This is a genomic window from Pseudomonas kilonensis (genome assembly GCF_001269885.1).
GTDB classification, from domain to species: domain Bacteria; phylum Pseudomonadota; class Gammaproteobacteria; order Pseudomonadales; family Pseudomonadaceae; genus Aquipseudomonas; species Aquipseudomonas kilonensis.
The window spans coordinates 1-18897 of sequence record NZ_LHVH01000027.1; the positions used below are offsets into that span (position 1 = coordinate 1).

An 18897-nucleotide genomic window follows, 5' to 3' on the forward strand; every position below is an offset into this window, starting at 1 on the left:
CCCCACAGATCTGATGAGGTGTACAACCGGGAGAGCCAGGTCGGCTACTAGGCCGCCTCGCGGTGGACGTTGATCTCGGCGCCCCGTTAACCACGATGGCCGAACGCAGGCATTGCGCAGTGGGCACCTCGGCATGGATGCCGAGGTAGCCGCGCTGGGCCATGGATGGCCCTTCGCGGCGGGCCCACGGAGCAATGCCGGAGTGAGGGCATGCCGAGCCTAGGCGAGGCACCGAGTGGTGGGGCAGAAGCGTTTTGCTTACTTTTGCGCTTCTCAAAAGTGAGTCGCCGTCAGGGCGAAACCCTAAGCAGCCGTTACCGCAGCAATGGATATGTACTCACTCAACAAAATCCAGGCCAACTGTCAGGCCGCCTTCGCGAGCAAGCTCGCTCCCACAATGGGACTGGGGGTGAACACAAGACTCATGAACACCCACACTGACCTACATATTCCCGAAAGCCCTGAACACACCGATCATGGCCGGACCAATGGCAACCAGGAAGAAGCTCGGCCACAGGCAGAAAATCAGCGGAAAGATCAGCTTGGTGCCAATCTTGGCGCCCATTTCTTCCGCAGCCTGGGTACGCCGGTCGCGAAACTCATCGGCGTAGATCCGCAGGGTATCGGCCACGCTGGTGCCGAATCGGATACTTTGCGCCAGCAGGCTGACCAGGCCCTGGATATCCTCCAGGCCAGTACGCACGGCCAGTTGCTTGAGGGCCTCGGTGCTGGTGATGCCCGCCCGGATCTGCGCATTGACCAGCGCCAGTTCCTCGGCCAGTTCGACCTGGCTGACCGACATCTCTTCAGCCACCCGTTCAATCGTCGTAGGCAGGGCCAGGCCCGACTCGACGCAAACCACCATCAGGTCCAGCGCATCCGGGAACGCGGCGCGCAGCCGGCCTTGGCGTGCCTGCTTGCGCTTGCCGACGTAGATCGCCGGCAGCAACCAACCGATGCCCGCCACGAGGGTCACCCCCAGCAAGCCGATAGCCACTGACACCTTGACCATCGGCAACAGCAACAACGCAACACCGACCAGCAACAGCGGCAGCATCAGGCGCACGGCCCAATACATCTGCACCGCCGAAGCAGAGCGGTAACCGGCGTGGGTGAGCAAGGTCTGGGTGGCCGACGCGTGGGCCTGGTCGGTCGAGGCAAAGCGCTGGCCGACCCGCTCCAGCAAGAGCTGCAGGTTACCGGGTGCCTCCTGCCCTGCGGTGTTGCCAGCGTAACCGCGCTTGATCAGCGCCAGGCGCCGCTGCACCGGATCCTGCAGGCCCAACATCAACAGCAGGAGCGCGACGGCCGCCAACACTGCACTGAGGCCAATCGCGGCGATGAACAACACGCGTGCCAGTTCTTCGTTGCCGGTAAACCGACTCAACAATCCGAGCAAAAAGTCCATGACTGATACCTCTCGGCGCGACAGCGCTTAAACCTGAATCCGGATGATCTTTCTTATCCAGAAAATCCCGATCAACATGGCGCAGAACGCGCCGATGATCAGCTTGTGCCCTATGGGGTCATTGATCAGCACCGGCATGTAGCTGGGGCTGGTGAGCACGATGGCGATCGCCAGCACGAACGGGATCGCCACCAGCACCCAGGCCGACATGCGCCCTTCGGCCGACAGCGTCCGAATCTTGCGCTGGAAACGAAAACGCCCACGAATCAAGCGGCTCAGGCGCTCCAGCACTTCGGTCAGGTTGCCGCCAGTCTCGCGGTGGATAAGGATCGAGGTCACCAGCATCATCACCGTCATGCTCGGCATGCGCTCCAGCAGGCCGAGCATGGCCCGGCGCACATCGTTGCCATAGTTGATGTCGGAAAACGTCATGCCGAATTCCTGGGCGACCGGCCCCTTGTGCTCTTCGGCGACCAGACGCAGGGTTTCGTTGAACGGATGGCCGGCGCGCAGGGCCCGGCACATGGCGTCCAGCGCATCCGGCAAACCCTCCTCGAACGCAGCGAAACGCTTGTTGCGGTCACGCAGGATTTTCAACACCGGCACCCAGGTCACCGCGAATGCCGCCAGCAGCGCCATCCACCAGACGGGCGAGACCATCAGCACCAAGGCACCCGCCGCCACCCCCAGGGCCAGACCGAGCAGCATGACCCGATAAGCCCGGTATTCATGCCCGGCCTGCTCGATCAGTTGGGTCAGGTTGGCCATGAATGGCAGCTGTTCCAGGCGCGCTTCCAGGGGGGACAGGCGCGTCAGGTATTTCTGCCGCAACACAGTCTGCATGTTGGGCAAGTGGTTGGCTTTCTCCAGTACATGCAGGCGCCCGCGAATGCGCTTGCGCATCCTGCCGGCCTCGCCGAACACCGGCACCACCACGCCCTGGGACAGCAGGAATACGGCGATGAACACCATGCCAAGGAACATCAGGATGAATTCACTGGGGATATTGCTCATGACGTCCGGCCCTCCATCCACTCAGGGCGAAACAGAGTCAGCGGCAGTTCGATGCCGCGCTTGGCCAGCACATCGCGGAAGGCCGGGATCATCCCGCTGGGCCGATAATCCCCAAGCACCTCGCCATGCTCGCCGATGCCCTGGCGCACGAAGGAGAAAATCTCGGTCATGGTGATGATGTCCCCTTCCATCCCGTTGATCTCTTGCATGCTCACCACGCGTCGCTTGCCGTCTTCTTGACGCTCCAGTTGGATCACCACATCGATGGCCGAGGCAATTTGTTGACGCATGGCCTTGATCGGAAAAGTCGCCCCGGTCATCGACACCATGTTCTCGACTCGCCCCAACGCATCCCGTGCGGTGTTGGCGTGAATGGTGGTCAGCGAACCGTCGTGGCCGGTGTTCATCGCCGTGAGCATGTCCATCGCCTCGGCGCCGCGCACCTCGCCAATGACAATGCGGTCCGGGCGCATCCGCAGGCTGTTGCGCACCAATTCCCGCTGGCCCACCTCGCCGCGCCCCTCGATGTTCGAAGGCCGGGTTTCCAGGCGTACCACGTGGGGCTGTTGCAGTTGCAGCTCGGCCGAATCCTCGATGGTGACGATGCGCTCGTTGTGGGGAATGAAACTGGACAGCACATTGAGCATGGTGGTCTTGCCGCTGCCGGTGCCGCCGGAGATCAGCACGTTCAGGCGTCCGCGAACAATGGCCTTGAGCAGCAAGGCAATGGCCGGGGTCATGGTGCCGACCTGGATCAGGCTGTCGGTGTTGAGCAGGTCCACGGCGAAGCGCCGGATCGACATGCTCGGACCGTCGATGGCCAGCGGTGGAATGATCGCGTTGACCCGCGAACCGTCCTTGAGCCGGGCGTCCACCAAGGGCGAGGACTCGTCGATACGCCGCCCCAGGCTGGACACGATGCGGTCGATGATGTTCAGCAAATGCTGGTCGTCGCGAAAACGCACGTCGGTGCGTTGCAACTTGCCGAAGCGTTCGACGTAGACCGAGGCAAAGCCGTTGACCAGGATGTCGGACACGCTATGGTCAGCCAACAACGGTTCCAACGGCCCGAGGCCGAGCACTTCATCGGTGATCTGCTTGATGATCAATTGCCGGCTGGCCGTACTCACCGGTGCCGAATGTTCCTCGAGCAGGCGCTGGCAGATATCGCGTATCTGCCGAGTGGCCTCGACGTGTTCGAGGGCATCGAGCAACGACAGGTCCATGACCTTGAGCAGTTGCTGGTAGATCTTCTCCCGCCATTCGGCCTCCACCGGCGTGACCTGGCTGCGGGTTTCGTAAAGCACGTCGGGGATGGCCTGCTCCCAGGCCATCAACGCGTCGGTCGGGTCCGGCAGGCCGTCCTCGGGCTGGGTGCCCGCTGAGGCGGCGGATTTGGCGGGCTGTTTGCGCAAGCGGTTACGAAAGTCGCTGATCATGGGTCATCCCCCGAAAAAACGGTTGAAGGCACGTTTAAGCAGGCCCTTGTCTGTGGCCATCTGGTGACCGACCAGGTCTTCGGTCAAATCGCGCAGGGCGGCGGTGATTGCCGCCTTCGGCGCATGCAGCCCCAACGGCACGCCAGTGTTCTGACTCTGGCTGACCAGGTTGAAGTCATTGGGCAATTTCAACAGGTTCGGGCAACGCAGGGCCTCGCCGATGTCCTTGAGGCTGACAGCGGCGTTTTTGTCATAGCGGTTGATCACGATCTGCAATTGATCCCCGCGCACGCCCAGGTCTTCGCGCAAGATCCGCACCAGGGCGCTGGCATCGCGCAGGTGGCTGACGCTCTGTTGCACCACCACGTACACCCGGTCCACCTGTTCCAGCACCGAGCCGGTGAGGTGATCGATCTGCCGCGGCAGGTCCACCACCACCCAGTCATAACTGGCGCGGGCCAGTTGCAACAGGGCGTCGAGCTGTTCGGGCTGGGCATCCTGGGGCAGGCACAACTCACCGGCCCGACCACCCAGCACATGCAGGGTCGGGCTGAAGTGGCTGCAAAAGCCCCGCAGCGCGACGCTGTCCATGTCGTCGACCTGTTGCAGTACTTCCAGATGACTGTGGGACTGCGCGACGTCCAGGTAATGGGTCACGCTGCCAAATTGCAGGTCCATGTCCAGCAGCAAGGTATTGCCTGCCCGGGCGCTGAGTTGCTGGGCCAGGTTGCACGCCACCAGGGTTCCGCCGGAGCCACCCTTGGCGCTGATCACCGCGATCAGCTTCCCTTCGTTGCCGCTGCCGAGGCGGACTTCCGTCACCAGGCGATTCAGGGCCGCCACCAATTCTGTATCGGCGATGGGCTCGGGCAGCACGTCCCGGGCGCCGGCCTGCATCGCCAGGCGCATGCCCTCCTGCTCACCCAAGGGACCACACACCAGCATTGGCGGACGTTCATGGGCCGGACGTTGCAGCAAGGCTGACAATTCTTCGCGCCACAGGTGGCTGACGCGTAGCAGCAACAGGTCGGGCATACGGTCCAGACCGTAGAGCGGGTCGACATGCCCGTTGCTGACCAGCCGCGTGCTGACCTCAAGGCCAGGCATGCGCTGGCAGACGCATTGCAGGTCGCGCAGGGACGTGGCATCGCGGCTGCTGATCAGTATCCGCAGCCCGGCTCTGCCAGTCGCGGTCGAAAGCGGAGTTTCCCTAGTGTTCAGCATGGTGTGATCTCCCCGGAATCGGAATGACGCCCAAGGCTTTCGCGTGGCAAGGTTGCCCTGAACGTGGGCAAGGTAATGGGCACGCCTAAGCCGGGAATGAACAGGTTGAAAACGAAGTTCTGCACGCTCAGCTGGACATAGCGGATGGCTCGAAAGCCGGTGGTGCCTGTGGTGTTGGCCGGGTTCGCCACCACGGCGCCATTGACGTCCAGGTAGGTCAGGGCCAGGTTAGACGTCGCCAGGTTGCTGATCAGTTGACTGGTGCCGGCGTCCGTCGCGGCGTTGAAGATGGCCCGGCGCAACACCACCGGGTCGCTGACATTGCACACCGCCGCCAGGCGCGCACCGCGCCGCGCGGCTTCATCCAGCGCGTTGACCGTGAAGTACAGCCGGCCCATTTCCACCACGCCGAACAGCAGGATGAACACCAGCAAGCCCACGAACGAGAACTCCACGATGTAGGTGCCGCGCATGTGTTTGTTATTCATCACAGCGCCCTCATGACGGTGGTTGCGACCAACTGGATGCCCAAGGGAATGGCATTGCCGAAAAATCCTGGAATCGAACCCGTGCAGTTGCCCGCACCAATCACCGGGCAGAAGGTGTAGGTAATCGTGACGCGCACATGATCGATGCCCTCGGCAGCGACCTGCACGTTAGCCGTGGTCAACCCTGACACCACGGCGGTGCCGGTAGCACTGGGCACGCCATACACGGCAACGTTTTTTGTCTGGGTCAGCAGCGTGTTGTTCAGCGTGATGCTGCCTAGGGTGGTGTTCCACGCCTGACTGGCGACGAAGCGGTCGGCATCGCGACTGGCCTGCAACAGCACGTTGTACTGGTAAAGCATGCGACCGAACTCGCCGAAGGCCAGCAGCAACAACAGCAGCAATGGCAACACCAGGGTGAATTCCACCAGCGCCACGCCTTGCTGGGCTTGCGCTGGTTTGAAATGAGAAAGTCCCATGACGCCTCCTACGAGTCAGTGCTCGGAGTGCCGCTGCCGTTGAGATAGGTTTTGTAGAGCTGGATGATCTGTGGGCCGGAGTCGGTGGACGGCGTCGGGCCAGGTACGTTGTCGCCCTCGCATTCCTGGACGAACTGGCCAAAGATGATCGACTCCGAACCACCGCCGTTCACCGGCTGCAGGACGAAATAGCAGCCGAACCCCAAGACCGGAATCGACGTCGAGCCGCTCAGTTTCCCGGCGCAATCGCCAATCACGATCTTCAGCATCCGGCGCTCGAAAACCCCGTTGCTTTCACAGCCGCTGGCGCCCCCCGCCACGCAGGCGGCGACCTGGGCCCGCCAGTCGTTATAGTCTTGTACCGCCTCGCCACCCGCCGAGAGATCGCCGTTGCTGGAGGTGATGAGCTGGCCTTTATATTGCGCCTGGGAGAGCGAATCGTTGTAGGTGATCGCCGGGGTGCCTGAGGACGTGACCAGGTCCGGTGGATAGTCTGAAGAACTGACCGGGCCGTTGTAGATACCGAAGCGCGTATTCAAGCCTTGGGAAGTTGGACCCGCTTTATTACCTGGCGCGGTCTGGACGTTGTCGCCGACGCTGCGGCAGACCGAGCCACCGCCGGCCAGATCCTCGCGGACTGCACTGCCACCTGAGCCAAAATCGAGCAATTGGAAGTTGCCCGGACCGATGGGCGAGGTGTTCCCCGCCGCCGTCTTCAAGACTTCCAGGTCGCCAAATTGATACCCCCAGAAATTGCCGGCGGCCGGGTTGTATTGAGTGGGATCGCCACAGACCATCAACGGCGCCAGGTCACAAGGAGAGGTGGGGCTGGGACCGGCAGTGGCAATCGCGGCCACGCGCTTGTTGCCCAAGCCGGTGCTGCCCATCGTTTGCACGAAGCTCCAGAAAAAACCGTTCAGTTGATAACTGGCCACCGACACCCGTACGTATTTGGCATCGGCAGGCCCGGGATAGGAGAACGGACCGTAGACGCTGCTGGACAGCTCCACCACGGCCAACGCACCCGGGTTGCCGGCGACCGCAGTGGCCAGCTCGGTGTTGCCCAAGGCATTGGCATTTCTGTTGAGCGTGTCCAGGGCCGCCGCGCGGGTGGTGCTGGCCATGTTGACGCCGCCACTCACCTGGCTCAGGGTCTTGGCACCGCCCAAGGCGGCGGCATCCACCGCATTTTGCAGGCGCGTCTTGTTCAGCAGCATGTGCCCGCCATCGAGGGCCAACGCCGCCATCATGGAGATCGCCACCAGGGCAATCACCATCAGTACACTCACCGCCCCTCCCTGGCGCCGGATATTGGCATTCATCATCGAGCCCTCATTTACAACGTTTGAGGATCGGTATCGCCGCGGCCCGCAAGGGCCTGGCATGGAGGGTGTTACTCAGCGGACATTGATCACACTGCTTTCAACTCCGCGGATCAGCGTGATCGCCCCGCCTTGCGGCTTGGCACTGCGCTGCACCGCAGGTTTTGGCGCCGGGGCGGCCGCCATGGCGATGACTGGCGCGGGGGCTGGCGGTGCAACGGCCACGGCCTTTTTCTCCAGGTTCAACGGGTTGCGCAAGGCCAATTGCAGTTTGCCCTCGGTCTGCGCAGTGACCAGCGCTTCCGCTTCGGTGGCCGACATTTCCAGCGTCACCGCCCGCACCACGACCGGCTGGGTCTTGTCGGTGCCCGCCGTCTGGTCCACCGCCAGCACCCGCAGGTTTTCCAGGATGGTCCGGGAGGTCGCGCTGTTGCTGCCGGCGCTGGTGGTCTTGGTGGCCAAGACATCGACCCGGTTGCCCGGCAAGAGGAAGCCGCCCACGCCGACCACATCATCCACGCGTACCGATATGGCGCGTTTGTCCGGCGCAATCAGCGAAGCCAGGGTGCTGCCACCCAAGTGCTCGCTCAGCCGCGCACCCCGCACGATGTCGCCACGCAGGATGTCGAAGGTGGCGATCTTGCCCACGGCCTGTTCGCTGGCATCGAAGGCGTCGTCCGGGATCGTATCCATGGGCATGCGCACGGTCGTGACTTGCTGGGCCTCGACCATTTGCCCGAAGGGGATTTCCACCGTGGCGACCACCACGCTTCGCAAGTGGTCATCGGGGGTCGCGTTGAGTCGCGCGCTCAACCAGGAGTCGGCCATCCATGCGGCACCAAGGCCCATTACCAGGGAAACGCCTATCAGGGGAAGCGTACGAGAGCTCATGTCGGTATCTCCAGATCAAAGGAAGTCGAGCTGAACGAAGTAGTTGTGCCAGGCCCATTCCAGCTCTTGCGGCGACAGGGGCCCGGAACCGCCCAGGTAACGCTGGCGGTCAAGCGCCATGTTCAACAGGTCACGGGGATGGCAAGGCACCAGCGGCATGCCTTCGCCTGCATACAGCCGCTGCAACACATAACGCACCAGCAGCGGGTCATACGGGATGCCCAGGCGTTCGCACTCCTGCCGCCAGATTTGTTCGTATTCCTCAGGCTTGAGGTAGCCGAACTGCACTTTGTAGCCAATGCGCCGCAGGAAGGCCTCGTCGGCCAATTCGAGGGGATTGAGGTTGGTGGAAAACACCAGCACCAGGTCGAACGGCAGCTCGCAATGCCGGCCGCCGCCCAGGTTGATGAAGTCGCGCTTCTCCTCCATGGGCACGATCCAGCGATTGAGCAACTCGGCTGGAGCCATGCGCTGGCGCCCCATGTCATCAATGATGAACAGGCCGTTGCTGGCCTTGAGCTGCAACGCCGCCTGGTATTGCCGGGTGAAGGGGTCGTAGCGCACGTCCAGCTGTTCCATGCTCAGCTCACCGCCGGTGATGACGATCGGGCGTTTGCAGCACAGCAGCCGGCGGTCGATGCCTTCGTTGAGCATGAGGTTGTTCGATTGGCCGTTGTCATCCAGGCGCTGGTGCACCTGCGGGTCGTAGATCTCGATCACCGACTCGTTGATGACGATGGCATGGGGCACCCAGATCGCCTCGGCGAACAGCCGGATCAATCGGCTGCTGACGTAGGTTTTGCCCGTGCCCGCCGGGCCGTAGATCATGATTGCCCGCCCGGAATTCAGGGCGACGCCCAACTGGTCGAGCATGCCTTGGCTCAGTACCAGGCCGGCCAGGGCCTGGTGCATGTCCTTGGCGGTGATGCGACCATGGTGAATGGTCTGGATCTTGATCAGCGAGCGATAGGTGCTCACCGGGAATGGCGCTGCGCCGATGTAGCCGCTACGGGACAGGGCGTCACGCGCCGAACTGCGGCCGCGCTCGGTCAGGCCATAACGCAGCGTCTGTCCGCCCGATTGCCCCAACTGGCCCAGTACTTCGACGCGACCGTCCTTGCGCAGGAACGCCAGGACTTCTTCCAGCACCGCGCCGGTCAGGGCCAGGCGCTCTACCAGCCGCGTCATGTCCAGCACACCGGCGTCGTGCAGGTGCTTGCACACCAGCTCTCCGAGGAAACTGTCGCTCAGGCCGGTGTCGCGAATGGTGCAGGGCTGTGGCGCCAGGCGTTGTACCGCTTCCCGTTCGCTGGGGTAGGCATCGCTATCGTTGATGACGTGCATGACTAGACTCCCCAGCCGCCGGCAACCAGTTGCCAGTAGACGCTGTTCAAAGTACCGATCAGGATCGCAATCGAATAAGGAAAGGGTTTGCCGGCCACTTCATCGGAAGTCGGCGCCAGATAGGACTGGGCTCGCACAATCAGCCAGTAGCGCCCCAGGGTCTGGAGCAGTTGGCCACGGGCCAGGACGATCAGGAAACCGCACACACCGCCGGCGATCAGGCTGAACAGCGCCGCCCACAGTGCGTAATGAAAAGGCAGGAAGCTGCCGACCATGGTCATCAGCTTGACATCACCGGCAGCCATGCCACCGACCGCATACATGGGCAGGAACAACCCGAAACAGATCAGCATGCCCAACAGGCTGTCGCCCAGGCCGCCGAGCCCACCGGTATAAACCTGGCCGGCCAACCCCAGGGCAAGGCCCAACAGGACCAGCGTGTTGGGGATGCGGTGGCGACGCAGATCGCTCACCACCGCCACACCCAGCAGTCCTACCAGCAGTACCGTCGACACCAGCAATTCCATGGACATGATGCGTCTCCCTAGTGTGGTTATTGTTAGCAGGCGACGTTGCCATTGGCGGCTTGGCACAGCGCCCGGATCTTGGTATCCACCACACCGCCCAGAAGGACGAATGCGGCGGCTACCAGCACCGTGATCAAGCCACCCGCCACCGCGTATTCCACAATGGTCAGGCCGTCTTCATCTTTGGCGAACTTGCTGATCGAAGTTCTTATTGTCTGGAAAGTCATTTCATGAACCTCACGCTGATAAGAAGTACTGCTAAAAACCTGGTGGGAGGGGACAGCGCAAAGTCCATTTGATTTATTCGTTGTACTCACTGCTAAAGAGTCGCAAGCGTTATTCCTTGAGAGTGACCGTGTCCCCTTCACTGCAAGTTACCGCTGTCAGCAGGCAACGTTGCCGTTGACCGCCTGGCACAGTGCACGGATCTTGGTATTCACGGCACCGCCCAGAAGAACGAAGGCTGCCGCCACCAATACGGTGATCAACCCACCGGCCACGGCGTATTCCACAATGGTCAGGCCGTCTTCATCTTTGGCGAACTTCAGTACCGAAGCTTTGATTGTTTGAAGAGTCATTTCGCACACCTCATCGGGATTGTTTTCTCAAGGGGCAGTGCATTGCGAACTGCCTGATGCAACCCTAGTCAGCAGGTGGTCATAGCCGTTAGGAGGATTTTGCACATCGCTAGGATTTTTTTGCGGGGATGGAAAAGGCGCCAGGGGGCGGGAAATACATCCGTGCCGCAGCGCAAACGGGCGCTCGCCGGCGTTCCGTGACGGGGGTGGCGCTAAAAGATCGAATTTTTATAAGAAATTATTCGGCGAAGTGATGGCACAGTGACAATACTGCTAGCTAAAGGGCAGTAAGCACCTGTGAGTAGTCGTCCTATGACGTTCAATCCGACTGGAAAGCCAAAGCTGTTATGGTTCGATCTGACCCATGATCGGTCCACCAAGGAACTCGCCTCCCAGTTTCAGGACACGTGCGACTGCACGCTGGCAAAAAACGCCATGCTGCCCAGCGGGGAACAGGTCGACATGATCTGCATCCACTTCGATCGCCCGGACACACCAGGCTTGCGGCGCCTGCTGGAGATCAAGCGAACCGTTCCGACCATCCCCATCACCATGTTCACCGTGCAGCACTCCGAAGAACTGGCGGTGTGGGCCATGCGCTCCAGCGTCTGGGAATACATGGTGCTGCCCCTGACTGCCGCCGAGAGAAAGCGCTACCTGACAGCCGTGGTGCAACTGTGCGAGCTGCGCCGCAATACCCATGGCCGGGGAAAGACCTCGCAGATCGACCACTCCCCGACCCTGCCGGACAGCATTCGCCTGACCTCCGGGCACCAGAAGCACCAGGCCCTCAGCCACATCATGCTGTACATCGACCAGCATTTTCGCGAAAGCATCGATCAGCGCGATCTGGCCAAGCGCTGCGGCATGACGACATTTCGCTTCAGCCGGGTGTTCAAGGAAGCCAATGGGCTCGGCTTCACCGACTACGTGCTGAACAAACGCATGAGCTTTGCCAAGGAACTGCTCGACAACAGCCAGATGCCCATCACCAGCATCGGTTATGAGGCTGGCTTCAAGGACCCGTCCTACTTCGCCCGCGCCTTCAAGCAATACGCCAGTTGCACCCCCAGTGAATACCGTCTCGCGTACCAGATGCGCAGCGCAAGTCCTGCACCGGCGCCTGCGGATGAGGCGGCTCTGGAAGCGATTGAAAACCTGGTGCACAGCCTTGAGGGGTGAGCGTGTTCAGCAAAGCACGTAGTCAGTGCGCAGCCCCCAGGCTCATGGGGCGAGTTTTCTTCTCTCGATAGGAATGGACAGGACAATGCTGGTACGCGTCTCTCCGTACGCGTTGATTTTCGCAATAATGTCTTCGATCTCAGCCATGGATCTGGCGTAGATCCGGATCAGGTAGGAGTCGTTTCCCGTGATGTGCAGGCACTCAACGACTTCGGGTATGTCGGTGAGCGTCGCGATCAGTTTGGATTTCGCCGGCTTGAGGGTGGTGATGCCGACGACAGCCGATATGCCGTACCCCAGCTTGGTGGGATCTAACTGAGCGCAATAGCCCTTGATGACCCCTGAGTCTTCCAGTTTGCGCAACCTGTCATTGGTGGCAGGAATAGAAAGACCCGCGTGCTTGGAAAGCTCTGTGATGGAAATGCGACCACAGTCCTGTACCTTACCCAGGATTTTGACGTCTATACGATCCATGTGCGTTTTCCCCGGTTAAAAGTATAAATTTTAATGAAAAGACCGCGTTTTTCATTAAAAAAAGCATGCACCAAAATAAAGCAGGACGCTAGTCTATTTCCAGCCTGAAAGCCTGAGGGCAATCAATAGCCCTGCTCTTTAGCGTGACGCACTCATAATAAAATATTCTCTCCAGGGATGGTATTCGCATGGAAGATGAAAAGATAAAGTGTGAAAAAAAGTCATACTCTTTCGCCCAGCACATTGGCACGCAAGTACTAAATCTTCGCCGTTTCAAGAAGGACCAGATCCTGATGTACTTGACGGGTGTCGGTTTCTTTTCGCTGGGTGCCAAGTGCTTCATCATCAGTCAACTGGGCACCGATCCATTAGACGTCTTGATCATTTCTATCGATAAAATACTTATGCTTGGCATGGGCATTTGTTCGGCTATCGTGTCCCTCTTCTTCCTCACATGGTGGATGCTCTGGAACAAAAAATACCCGCCGATAAGTCCCTTTATTACAACAACACTGACCGGTCTATTGATTGATCTCTGGTCATGGTTGGGGCTCGGAGAGTATTTGATCGCGAGAATGAATGAGTACACGTTATTGGCGACGGGGCTGATGTTATGTGCCTACTCCTCCGCGTTGATCATCATGAGCGGCATTGGAATCAGAATCATGGACCTCGTGGTCCTGACCATGGTCTCCAAGTGGGGCTGGTCATTCACCAAAGCCAAAATGATCATTGAAATCGGCATCTTTTCGAGCGGATGGCTTTTAGGCGGCCCGTTCGGCGTGGGAACGATTGCATTCCTGCTAGTGATCGGCCCGCTTATTCAACCCTTCATGAACATGAATGCCAAGCGCTTTTCTCTCAAGAACTATGGATTGATTCGCGCTTCATCCGCCTACTAATACCCATAAAGATAGCTGCCATCCATGGCAGCCGGATTGTTTCGCCTCGACTTTTTCAACCGTTGATATTGATAGCAACTTCCGTGATGAGGAGTGAGAAAGATGGACACTACAAAAAATAAAAACTGGACCTTGGAAAGCAGCCCGGCAAAACTGGAAGAAATACTTCCGGGGGGCGTCGTCAAGTGTCATCTCTCCCCGCGAAATTGTGTCATACAGGAGGGCAAGGTAGGTTTTTGCAAAGTGCGCGGAAACCGCGGCGGCAGACTCGTTACATTGAACTATGGCAAAGGCGTTCACAGCACAGAAGAAACGATAGAAACCGAAGCCGTTTTCCACTTTGCCCCTGGAGAGCGGATCCTGTCCCTGGGCAATATCGGCTGCATGCTCAACTGCGGTTATTGCCACAACTGGAAGACCTCGCAAGCCAAGTACGTCACCGACAAAGACGTTTACTACTACACCCCTGAACAAGTTGTGGAAACCGCACTCAAGCACGGAATACGCGTCATTTCCTGGACGTATAACGATCCGGTTGTCTGGCATGAATTCATTCTCGACACGGCAAAGCTGGCCAAGGAAGCGGGCCTGATCAACCTGTATAAATCGGCGTTCTTTATCAGTGAAGAAGCCATTGATGAATTATTGCCGGTCATCGATATTTTCTCGATTTCGCTGAAATCCATTTCCCCGGAATACTACCGCAAGGTCACCACCGGCTGGGTAGAGCCAGTCCTCGCCGGCATCAAGAAAGTCTATGACGCGGGCAAGTATGTTGAGGTCAGCACCTTGATGGTGACCGACATCAGCGACGACGAGGAAACGGCCAGGAAGATCAGCCAGTGGGTCCTGGATGAACTGGGCCCGAATGTGCCGCTGCACTTCGTCAGGTTCCACCCCGATTACAAGATGAGCAACAGCATCCGCACCCCTGTGGACCGTCTGCTGAAGGCTCGGGACGTTGCTCGGAGCATGGGCGTTGAGCATGTCTACCTGGGCAACGTGAATGACGTCGAGGGAACCAATACCAGCTGCAACAACTGTAACGCCCTGCTCGTCACCCGTTATGGCTTGAACGCTGAAATCATCGGGCTGGACAGCAAGGGTTGCTGCTCTCAATGCGGGCACGACGCGCATTTCAAATTACTCGGCGAGCATCAGGCGAACGCCCCTGTCGAGCTGCGAGAGGACGCGCTGACCGCTTACGAGAAACGCAAGTTCGAGTGGCATGGCGATATCGTGTCGCTGCATGCCCAAGTGCTCAATACCGAAGATTTCGAACAGACCGTCTACCTGCGGCGCAATTATACGGACGGGCACAACAGCGATTGGAAATCACTGACGCTGCGGCCGCATGAAAGCTATCGATTCATTATTGCCAAGGCACGCATCGATGAAACCGGTCCTGAGGTCTGGCTTCCCAACGGCGTGAACTCGAACCTTCATGAAGTATTCGACAGGGCTCACTTCCCGACGGAGTCGATTGAAGAGATTGGTATTTCGCAAAATGACATCACCCCGACCATTGGTTATGAGGGCAAGCAGAACATGTATGAACAGGTCATCAAACTGGTCAGCCAAGCATGAAAGTGTCTACTGAAATACTTCATATCAAGGTCGATGACCGGGACGCTCGCCCTTCGGTAACGCCCATTTACCAGTGCAGTGCTTTCAGTGCTGACTCAGCCTTCTTCTACTCAAGGAAGGCCAATCCCAATGTGACTGAACTGGAGCAGGTCGTCGCCTCCCTGGAGGGCAGCGAATATGCCCTGGCCTACAGCACCGGGATGAGCGCCATCTACATGGTGTTGGAACTGTTGAAACCGGGTGCTTCGCTGGTCATCAACAAATACATCTATGGCTGCTCTTATAAACTGTTCCAGCGGTATGCGGCACGCATTGGCGCAGACCTGACGATTCTGGATCTCACCACGGCAGACGGGTTGAAGGCATTGCCGGCGAACGTCGACATGGTCATTTTCGAAACACCGACCAATCCGTTCCTCAAAGACATTGATATTCATGCGGTCAGCCGGGCCGTCAAGCAAATCAACCCGCAGGCGCTGGTGGTCGTTGACAATACCTGGGCCACGCCGATATTCCAGAAGCCGTTGAATTTTGGCGCCGACATTTCCCTATACAGCGCAACCAAATACTTCTCTGGGCATAGCGATGTCATGGGCGGCCTGGTGCTGGTCAACAACGAGAAGATTTATAACCGCCTGCTTGAAGGCCGCTTTTATTCAGGCACGATATTAACCCCCAATAGCGCATGGCTGCTTCGCAGAAGCATGCAGACATTCAACCTGCGCATGGAGAAACACAGCCAGACGACATCCAGCATGCTCAACTATCTGCGCGAGCTGCCTTTTATTGAGCATGTCTATTACCCACGCGTGGATGGCAAACAGCTGACCGGTTATGGCGGCATTGTGTTTGTTGATATTCGGCCCGATCTGGTTCCCTTCTACAAAACGTTCACCAGCGCGCTCAAGTGGTTTGGCACAGGCACCGGAATGGCCTGCGTGACGTCAATGGTTGCCCAGCCCTTCAGTGGCAGCCATGCCTCGATGACGGATCAGGAAAAAGCGGACATGGGCATTGAGAAAGGCCTGGTTCGATTGTGCTTTGGCCTGGAGGATCTGGAAGACCTCAAGGAGGACCTGCTGCAAGCATTCGAAGCCACGGAGAGCCAGGTCGATCAAGAACGCTCACTCGATCCTGCGTAGCGGGTGTTGATCATGAGCAACGAGCCTTCAATGGCTCGTTGCTTTTTTTATGGAGAAGCGAAGTGTCCAGCGCATTCGAAAACACGATATTCGACGACCCCATCCTGAACGTCATCCACCTACTAAACTCCATTGCTCAAGAAAACCCGGAGGCCATTTCACTGGCCTCCGGTCGACCCGATGATGAGCAGTGCGACCCTTTGCTCATCGACAGGGGCCTGGCCCGATACAAGGATCACGTTGCCGGCACCGAACAGTCACTGGCGACGCTGCTTTGCCAATATGGAAAAACCTCTGGGATCATCAATGAAATAATCGCCAGCCATTTGCAGGTGGATGAAGCGATCAACGTATCCAACCCTGAAAGCATTGTGGTGTGCATGGGCTTTCAAGAAGCCTGCACCTTGACGCTCCTGTCCATTTTTGACGGCGGTGGGGTTTTATTGGTACCTGACCCGGTGTTTTCCGGGATCACGGGGATCGCAAAATTGCTGGGGATAAAAATAGTCCCCGTCCCCATGACGGTCTTTCTTGATCCAATCGCCCTGCGCAGGCTCATCGAAGCACTGGAATCCAGAGGTGAAAGAATCAAGGCGCTTTATGCAATTGCGGACTTTAGCAATCCTACCGCCGACAGCCTTTCCCATGACGGCAGGAGAGCCATGCTCTCCCTGGCCGATGAAAAGAACTTTTTCATCCTCGAAGACACTGCCTACCGTTACTTCAGGTACGAAGGCGATGCCATTGCGTCCATGAAGTCCATCGACAGCCGTCGGGTGTTCTTGCTGGGCTCCTTTGCCAAATCGATTTTCCCGGGCTTGCGCATGGGCTATGTGGTCGCCCCAGAGGGCGCTGGGGTCATGTCCTTCAGCGGCCGATTGTGCAAGGCCAAAAGCCTGATCACGGTGAATACCCCGGCCCTGTGCCAAGCGGTTGTCGCAGGCTTGCTGATCGAGCACGACTACTCGTTGAAAGGGCTGAACCAACCCAGGGTGTTGTCTTACACAAAGAAAAGAAATCACATGCTTGAGTGCCTTGAGCGCGAATTCCCATTCAAGGTCGGCGCCCAAAGAGCGGTCAGCTGGAATCATCCGGCAGGCGGCTTCTTCATCAATGTGCAGCTGCCTTTCGTCTTTGGATATTCTGAAATGCGCGAATGCGCCAGGCTGTTCAAGGTGATTGTATTTCCCACCAGCTTGTTTTCGCTGATGAATGAGGCCACCACCCAGGTCAGGCTGTCGTTCAGCAATGCAACCACCTCGCAAATCACCCAGGCGATAGGCCGTTTCAGGGCGTACGTCGAGTTCAGGTTGCAATAAAACGTCTGCATGCATTGCAGGGGATACCAAGGCTTATGCCTCGCTCAGCGAGGCATAAGCTCCGGGTCAGGTTGCCGTGGCCAGCATGACGCCAGTGGCGACCTGGTAGGCCCCCAGGATGGTGATGGTTGCCCCTGAAAAGTAGTTGATCAGCCTTAGCTTTGATTCGGCAATCCGCGCCTTGAAAATGGAGGAGAACCCACTCAACCCCAGCCACCAGGCAGCCGAGCCCAGGAAGATACCGGTCACCATCGGCAGCAAGGCGTGCTGGCCGCCTTGGTCACTGGCCATACCATCACTCAACGCGGCAAATATCGCGATAAACGACAAGATGGTCATGGGGTTGGACAGGGTCAGGAACAGCGTCGTGGAGTAGGCTTTGAACATATTGGCCCGCTCGCCCGCCATGGCCGTCGAGCCGCCCTTCGATCGTATTGTCTGATAGCCAATGTAGGCGAGGAACAACCCACCAAAAATACACAACCAGGGTTTAAAGCTGATAAGCGTCGCAATGATGGCCGTGACACCCAGGGCACCGATGAATCCATAGATCGAATCGGCTGTGGCCGCGCCCAATCCCGTCGCGAAACCGGCTCTCCACCCAAGCATCAGACTTCGCTGTATGCACAACAGTCCAATGGGTCCTACAGGGGCTGCAATGCACAGCCCAATGACCATCGATTTAACGAAAATCAGCATAAATGCATCTCCAGAAGGGGTACTGGAAGGTTAGGAGAAGTGCATTTCTTTAGGAATGAACTATTAATCTTCCTGAGCGTTTTCCCTTAAGTTTTGCAGGAAGTATTCTCCACTCCCCTTCAATATTAAGGAAAATCGTCTCCAGCCCCCTCAGACAAGGCAAATCGCTGGTTAAAGGCCCTTGGGCGCCGGATACATAACCTTGGGCATTGAGATGGCTTTTTTACGCGCATAAAAAAACGCCGCTCAAATGAGCGGCGTTTTTTTGAATTTGGAGCGGGAAACGAGACTCGAACTCGCGACCCCGACCTTGGCAAGGTCGTGCTCTACCAACTGAGCTATTCCCGCAAATGGCGTCCCCTAGGGGACTCGAACCCCTGTTACCGCCGTGAAAGGGCGGTGTCCTAGGCCACTAGACGAAGGGGACACGCTGCCCGGAACACATGGTGTGTGTTCCAGTGCCCAGATCCACCTCCGAAGAGTGGGTTCTGGTTTCACTCAGCCCTGCCCGAAAGCAACGCTGTTTAAAATTGGAGCGGGAAACGAGACTCGAACTCGCGACCCCGACCTTGGCAAGGTCGTGCTCTACCAACTGAGCTATTCCCGCATTGGCGTCCCCTAGGGGACTCGAACCCCTGTTACCGCCGTGAAAGGGCGGTGTCCTAGGCCACTAGACGAAGGGGACACACGTACAACATTCACTGCTTATAGCGTTTGGCTGAGTGCTTTACGCTGTAAGTGGCGCGCATTCTATGGATGGATTGAAGGGTCGTCAACCCCCAGATATAAATTTATTTAAATCAATGACTTCGCCCGGTTTGGGAGCGATCCGGACATTTTGCCCGCTCGGTCTCTGACGCCTATATTCTGTCACCCGC

General features: G+C 58.4%; 19 protein-coding genes and 4 tRNA genes. 5 read left to right on the top strand and 18 right to left on the bottom strand.

Annotation, left to right across the window (positions count from 1 at the left end; genetic code table 11):
* Positions 1–442: 442 nt before the first annotated feature.
* The 12 genes from AD662_RS20530 to AD662_RS20585 form a co-directional block, all read right to left on the bottom strand.
* The gene (locus AD662_RS20530) at positions 443–1408 is read right to left on the bottom strand and encodes a type II secretion system F family protein (RefSeq protein WP_018610192.1); all 966 of its coding nucleotides are present in this window, start codon (positions 1406–1408) and stop codon (positions 443–445) included.
* A 27-nt stretch (positions 1409–1435) separates the two neighbouring features.
* Positions 1436–2422, bottom strand: coding sequence for a type II secretion system F family protein (locus tag AD662_RS20535; protein WP_018610190.1), 987 nt, complete (start codon positions 2420–2422; stop codon positions 1436–1438).
* The gene (locus AD662_RS20540; protein ID WP_018610188.1) at positions 2419–3861 is read right to left on the bottom strand and encodes a TadA family conjugal transfer-associated ATPase; all 1443 of its coding nucleotides are present in this window, start codon (positions 3859–3861) and stop codon (positions 2419–2421) included. Before AD662_RS20540 ends, AD662_RS20535 begins: the two co-directional genes overlap by 4 nt.
* 3 nt (positions 3862–3864) lie before the next feature.
* Complete coding sequence (locus AD662_RS20545; protein ID WP_018610186.1) at positions 3865–5085, bottom strand: AAA family ATPase; 1221 nt, start codon at positions 5083–5085, stop codon at positions 3865–3867.
* Positions 5079–5573, bottom strand: a complete 495-nt coding sequence (locus AD662_RS20550) for a TadE/TadG family type IV pilus assembly protein (RefSeq protein WP_018610184.1) — start codon at positions 5571–5573, stop codon at positions 5079–5081. Before AD662_RS20550 ends, AD662_RS20545 begins: the two co-directional genes overlap by 7 nt.
* Positions 5573–6052 (bottom strand): TadE/TadG family type IV pilus assembly protein, encoded by a 480-nt coding sequence (locus AD662_RS20555; protein ID WP_018610182.1) that lies wholly within the window; start codon positions 6050–6052, stop codon positions 5573–5575. The genes AD662_RS20550 and AD662_RS20555 overlap by 1 nt, the downstream gene beginning before the upstream one ends.
* Before the next feature lie 8 nt (positions 6053–6060).
* Complete coding sequence (locus tag AD662_RS20560) at positions 6061–7377, bottom strand: TadE/TadG family type IV pilus assembly protein (protein WP_053189647.1); 1317 nt, start codon at positions 7375–7377, stop codon at positions 6061–6063.
* Between the two features lie 72 nt (positions 7378–7449).
* On the bottom strand, positions 7450–8265 hold the full coding sequence (gene cpaB / locus AD662_RS20565) for a Flp pilus assembly protein CpaB (protein WP_053181021.1): 816 nt from the start codon (positions 8263–8265) through the stop codon (positions 7450–7452).
* 15 nt (positions 8266–8280) lie between these two features.
* On the bottom strand, positions 8281–9609 hold the full coding sequence (locus tag AD662_RS20570) for a P-loop NTPase family protein (RefSeq protein WP_018610175.1): 1329 nt from the start codon (positions 9607–9609) through the stop codon (positions 8281–8283).
* A gap of 2 nt (positions 9610–9611) precedes the next feature.
* The gene (locus AD662_RS20575) at positions 9612–10142 is read right to left on the bottom strand and encodes an A24 family peptidase (RefSeq protein ID WP_014339542.1); all 531 of its coding nucleotides are present in this window, start codon (positions 10140–10142) and stop codon (positions 9612–9614) included.
* A 26-nt stretch (positions 10143–10168) separates the two neighbouring features.
* Entirely contained in the window at positions 10169–10363 is a 195-nt protein-coding gene (locus AD662_RS20580) for a Flp family type IVb pilin (protein ID WP_014339543.1), read from the bottom strand.
* A 156-nt stretch (positions 10364–10519) separates the two neighbouring features.
* Positions 10520–10714 (bottom strand): Flp family type IVb pilin, encoded by a 195-nt coding sequence (locus AD662_RS20585; RefSeq protein ID WP_008070254.1) that lies wholly within the window; start codon positions 10712–10714, stop codon positions 10520–10522.
* A 312-nt stretch (positions 10715–11026) separates the two neighbouring features.
* Here AD662_RS20585 and AD662_RS20590 point away from each other — a divergent pair, with 312 nt between their 5' ends.
* The gene (locus tag AD662_RS20590) at positions 11027–11896 is read left to right on the top strand and encodes a response regulator transcription factor (protein ID WP_046063655.1); all 870 of its coding nucleotides are present in this window, start codon (positions 11027–11029) and stop codon (positions 11894–11896) included.
* 42 nt (positions 11897–11938) lie between these two features.
* On the opposite strand, the gene AD662_RS20595 is transcribed toward AD662_RS20590, so the two are convergent.
* Positions 11939–12370 carry an Lrp/AsnC family transcriptional regulator gene (locus tag AD662_RS20595; RefSeq protein ID WP_003204346.1) on the bottom strand — a complete coding sequence of 144 codons (432 nt, stop codon included), beginning with the start codon at positions 12368–12370 and terminating at the stop codon, positions 11939–11941.
* A gap of 188 nt (positions 12371–12558) precedes the next feature.
* On the opposite strand from AD662_RS20595, the gene AD662_RS20600 reads away from it, so the two are divergent.
* From AD662_RS20600 to AD662_RS20615, 4 genes are all read left to right on the top strand, one after another.
* Positions 12559–13272: a YczE/YyaS/YitT family protein gene (locus AD662_RS20600; protein ID WP_018610167.1), complete on the top strand. Its 714-nt coding sequence runs from the start codon at positions 12559–12561 to the stop codon at positions 13270–13272.
* Positions 13273–13374: 102 nt separating this feature from the next.
* Positions 13375–14859, top strand: coding sequence for an AmmeMemoRadiSam system radical SAM enzyme (gene amrS, locus AD662_RS20605; RefSeq protein WP_053181035.1), 1485 nt, complete (start codon positions 13375–13377; stop codon positions 14857–14859).
* Entirely contained in the window at positions 14856–16001 is a 1146-nt protein-coding gene (locus tag AD662_RS20610) for a PLP-dependent transferase (protein ID WP_053189648.1), read from the top strand. The genes amrS and AD662_RS20610 overlap by 4 nt, the downstream gene beginning before the upstream one ends.
* A gap of 62 nt (positions 16002–16063) precedes the next feature.
* Positions 16064–17320: an aminotransferase-like domain-containing protein gene (locus AD662_RS20615; RefSeq protein WP_053189649.1), complete on the top strand. Its 1257-nt coding sequence runs from the start codon at positions 16064–16066 to the stop codon at positions 17318–17320.
* A 66-nt stretch (positions 17321–17386) separates the two neighbouring features.
* On the opposite strand, the gene AD662_RS20620 is transcribed toward AD662_RS20615, so the two are convergent.
* The 5 genes from AD662_RS20620 to AD662_RS20640 form a co-directional block, all read right to left on the bottom strand.
* Positions 17387–18019, bottom strand: coding sequence for a LysE family translocator (locus AD662_RS20620; protein ID WP_018610160.1), 633 nt, complete (start codon positions 18017–18019; stop codon positions 17387–17389).
* A gap of 272 nt (positions 18020–18291) precedes the next feature.
* A tRNA-Gly gene (locus AD662_RS20625) sits at positions 18292–18367 on the bottom strand.
* A gap of 3 nt (positions 18368–18370) precedes the next feature.
* Positions 18371–18446 (bottom strand) — tRNA-Glu (locus AD662_RS20630).
* Between the two features lie 104 nt (positions 18447–18550).
* A tRNA-Gly gene (locus AD662_RS20635) sits at positions 18551–18626 on the bottom strand.
* A 2-nt stretch (positions 18627–18628) separates the two neighbouring features.
* A tRNA-Glu gene (locus AD662_RS20640) sits at positions 18629–18704 on the bottom strand.
* Positions 18705–18897 lie beyond the last annotated feature (193 nt).

Coding starts and splice junctions, on each gene's coding strand:
- AD662_RS20545 (WP_018610186.1), bottom strand. CDS start 5,085: ATGCTGAACACTAGGGAAACTCCGCTTTCGACCGCGACTGGCAGAGCC.
- AD662_RS20530 (WP_018610192.1), bottom strand. CDS start 1,408: ATGGACTTTTTGCTCGGATTGTTGAGTCGGTTTACCGGCAACGAAGAA.
- AD662_RS20580 (WP_014339543.1), bottom strand. CDS start 10,363: ATGACTTTCCAGACAATAAGAACTTCGATCAGCAAGTTCGCCAAAGAT.
- AD662_RS20590 (WP_046063655.1), top strand. CDS start 11,027: ATGACGTTCAATCCGACTGGAAAGCCAAAGCTGTTATGGTTCGATCTG.
- AD662_RS20600 (WP_018610167.1), top strand. CDS start 12,559: ATGGAAGATGAAAAGATAAAGTGTGAAAAAAAGTCATACTCTTTCGCC.
- amrS (WP_053181035.1), top strand. CDS start 13,375: ATGGACACTACAAAAAATAAAAACTGGACCTTGGAAAGCAGCCCGGCA.
- AD662_RS20560 (WP_053189647.1), bottom strand. CDS start 7,377: ATGATGAATGCCAATATCCGGCGCCAGGGAGGGGCGGTGAGTGTACTG.
- AD662_RS20575 (WP_014339542.1), bottom strand. CDS start 10,142: ATGTCCATGGAATTGCTGGTGTCGACGGTACTGCTGGTAGGACTGCTG.
- AD662_RS20550 (WP_018610184.1), bottom strand. CDS start 5,573: ATGAATAACAAACACATGCGCGGCACCTACATCGTGGAGTTCTCGTTC.
- AD662_RS20585 (WP_008070254.1), bottom strand. CDS start 10,714: ATGACTCTTCAAACAATCAAAGCTTCGGTACTGAAGTTCGCCAAAGAT.
- AD662_RS20555 (WP_018610182.1), bottom strand. CDS start 6,052: ATGGGACTTTCTCATTTCAAACCAGCGCAAGCCCAGCAAGGCGTGGCG.
- cpaB (WP_053181021.1), bottom strand. CDS start 8,265: ATGAGCTCTCGTACGCTTCCCCTGATAGGCGTTTCCCTGGTAATGGGC.
- AD662_RS20540 (WP_018610188.1), bottom strand. CDS start 3,861: ATGATCAGCGACTTTCGTAACCGCTTGCGCAAACAGCCCGCCAAATCC.
- AD662_RS20535 (WP_018610190.1), bottom strand. CDS start 2,422: ATGAGCAATATCCCCAGTGAATTCATCCTGATGTTCCTTGGCATGGTG.
- AD662_RS20595 (WP_003204346.1), bottom strand. CDS start 12,370: ATGGATCGTATAGACGTCAAAATCCTGGGTAAGGTACAGGACTGTGGT.
- AD662_RS20610 (WP_053189648.1), top strand. CDS start 14,856: ATGAAAGTGTCTACTGAAATACTTCATATCAAGGTCGATGACCGGGAC.
- AD662_RS20620 (WP_018610160.1), bottom strand. CDS start 18,019: ATGCTGATTTTCGTTAAATCGATGGTCATTGGGCTGTGCATTGCAGCC.
- AD662_RS20570 (WP_018610175.1), bottom strand. CDS start 9,609: ATGCACGTCATCAACGATAGCGATGCCTACCCCAGCGAACGGGAAGCG.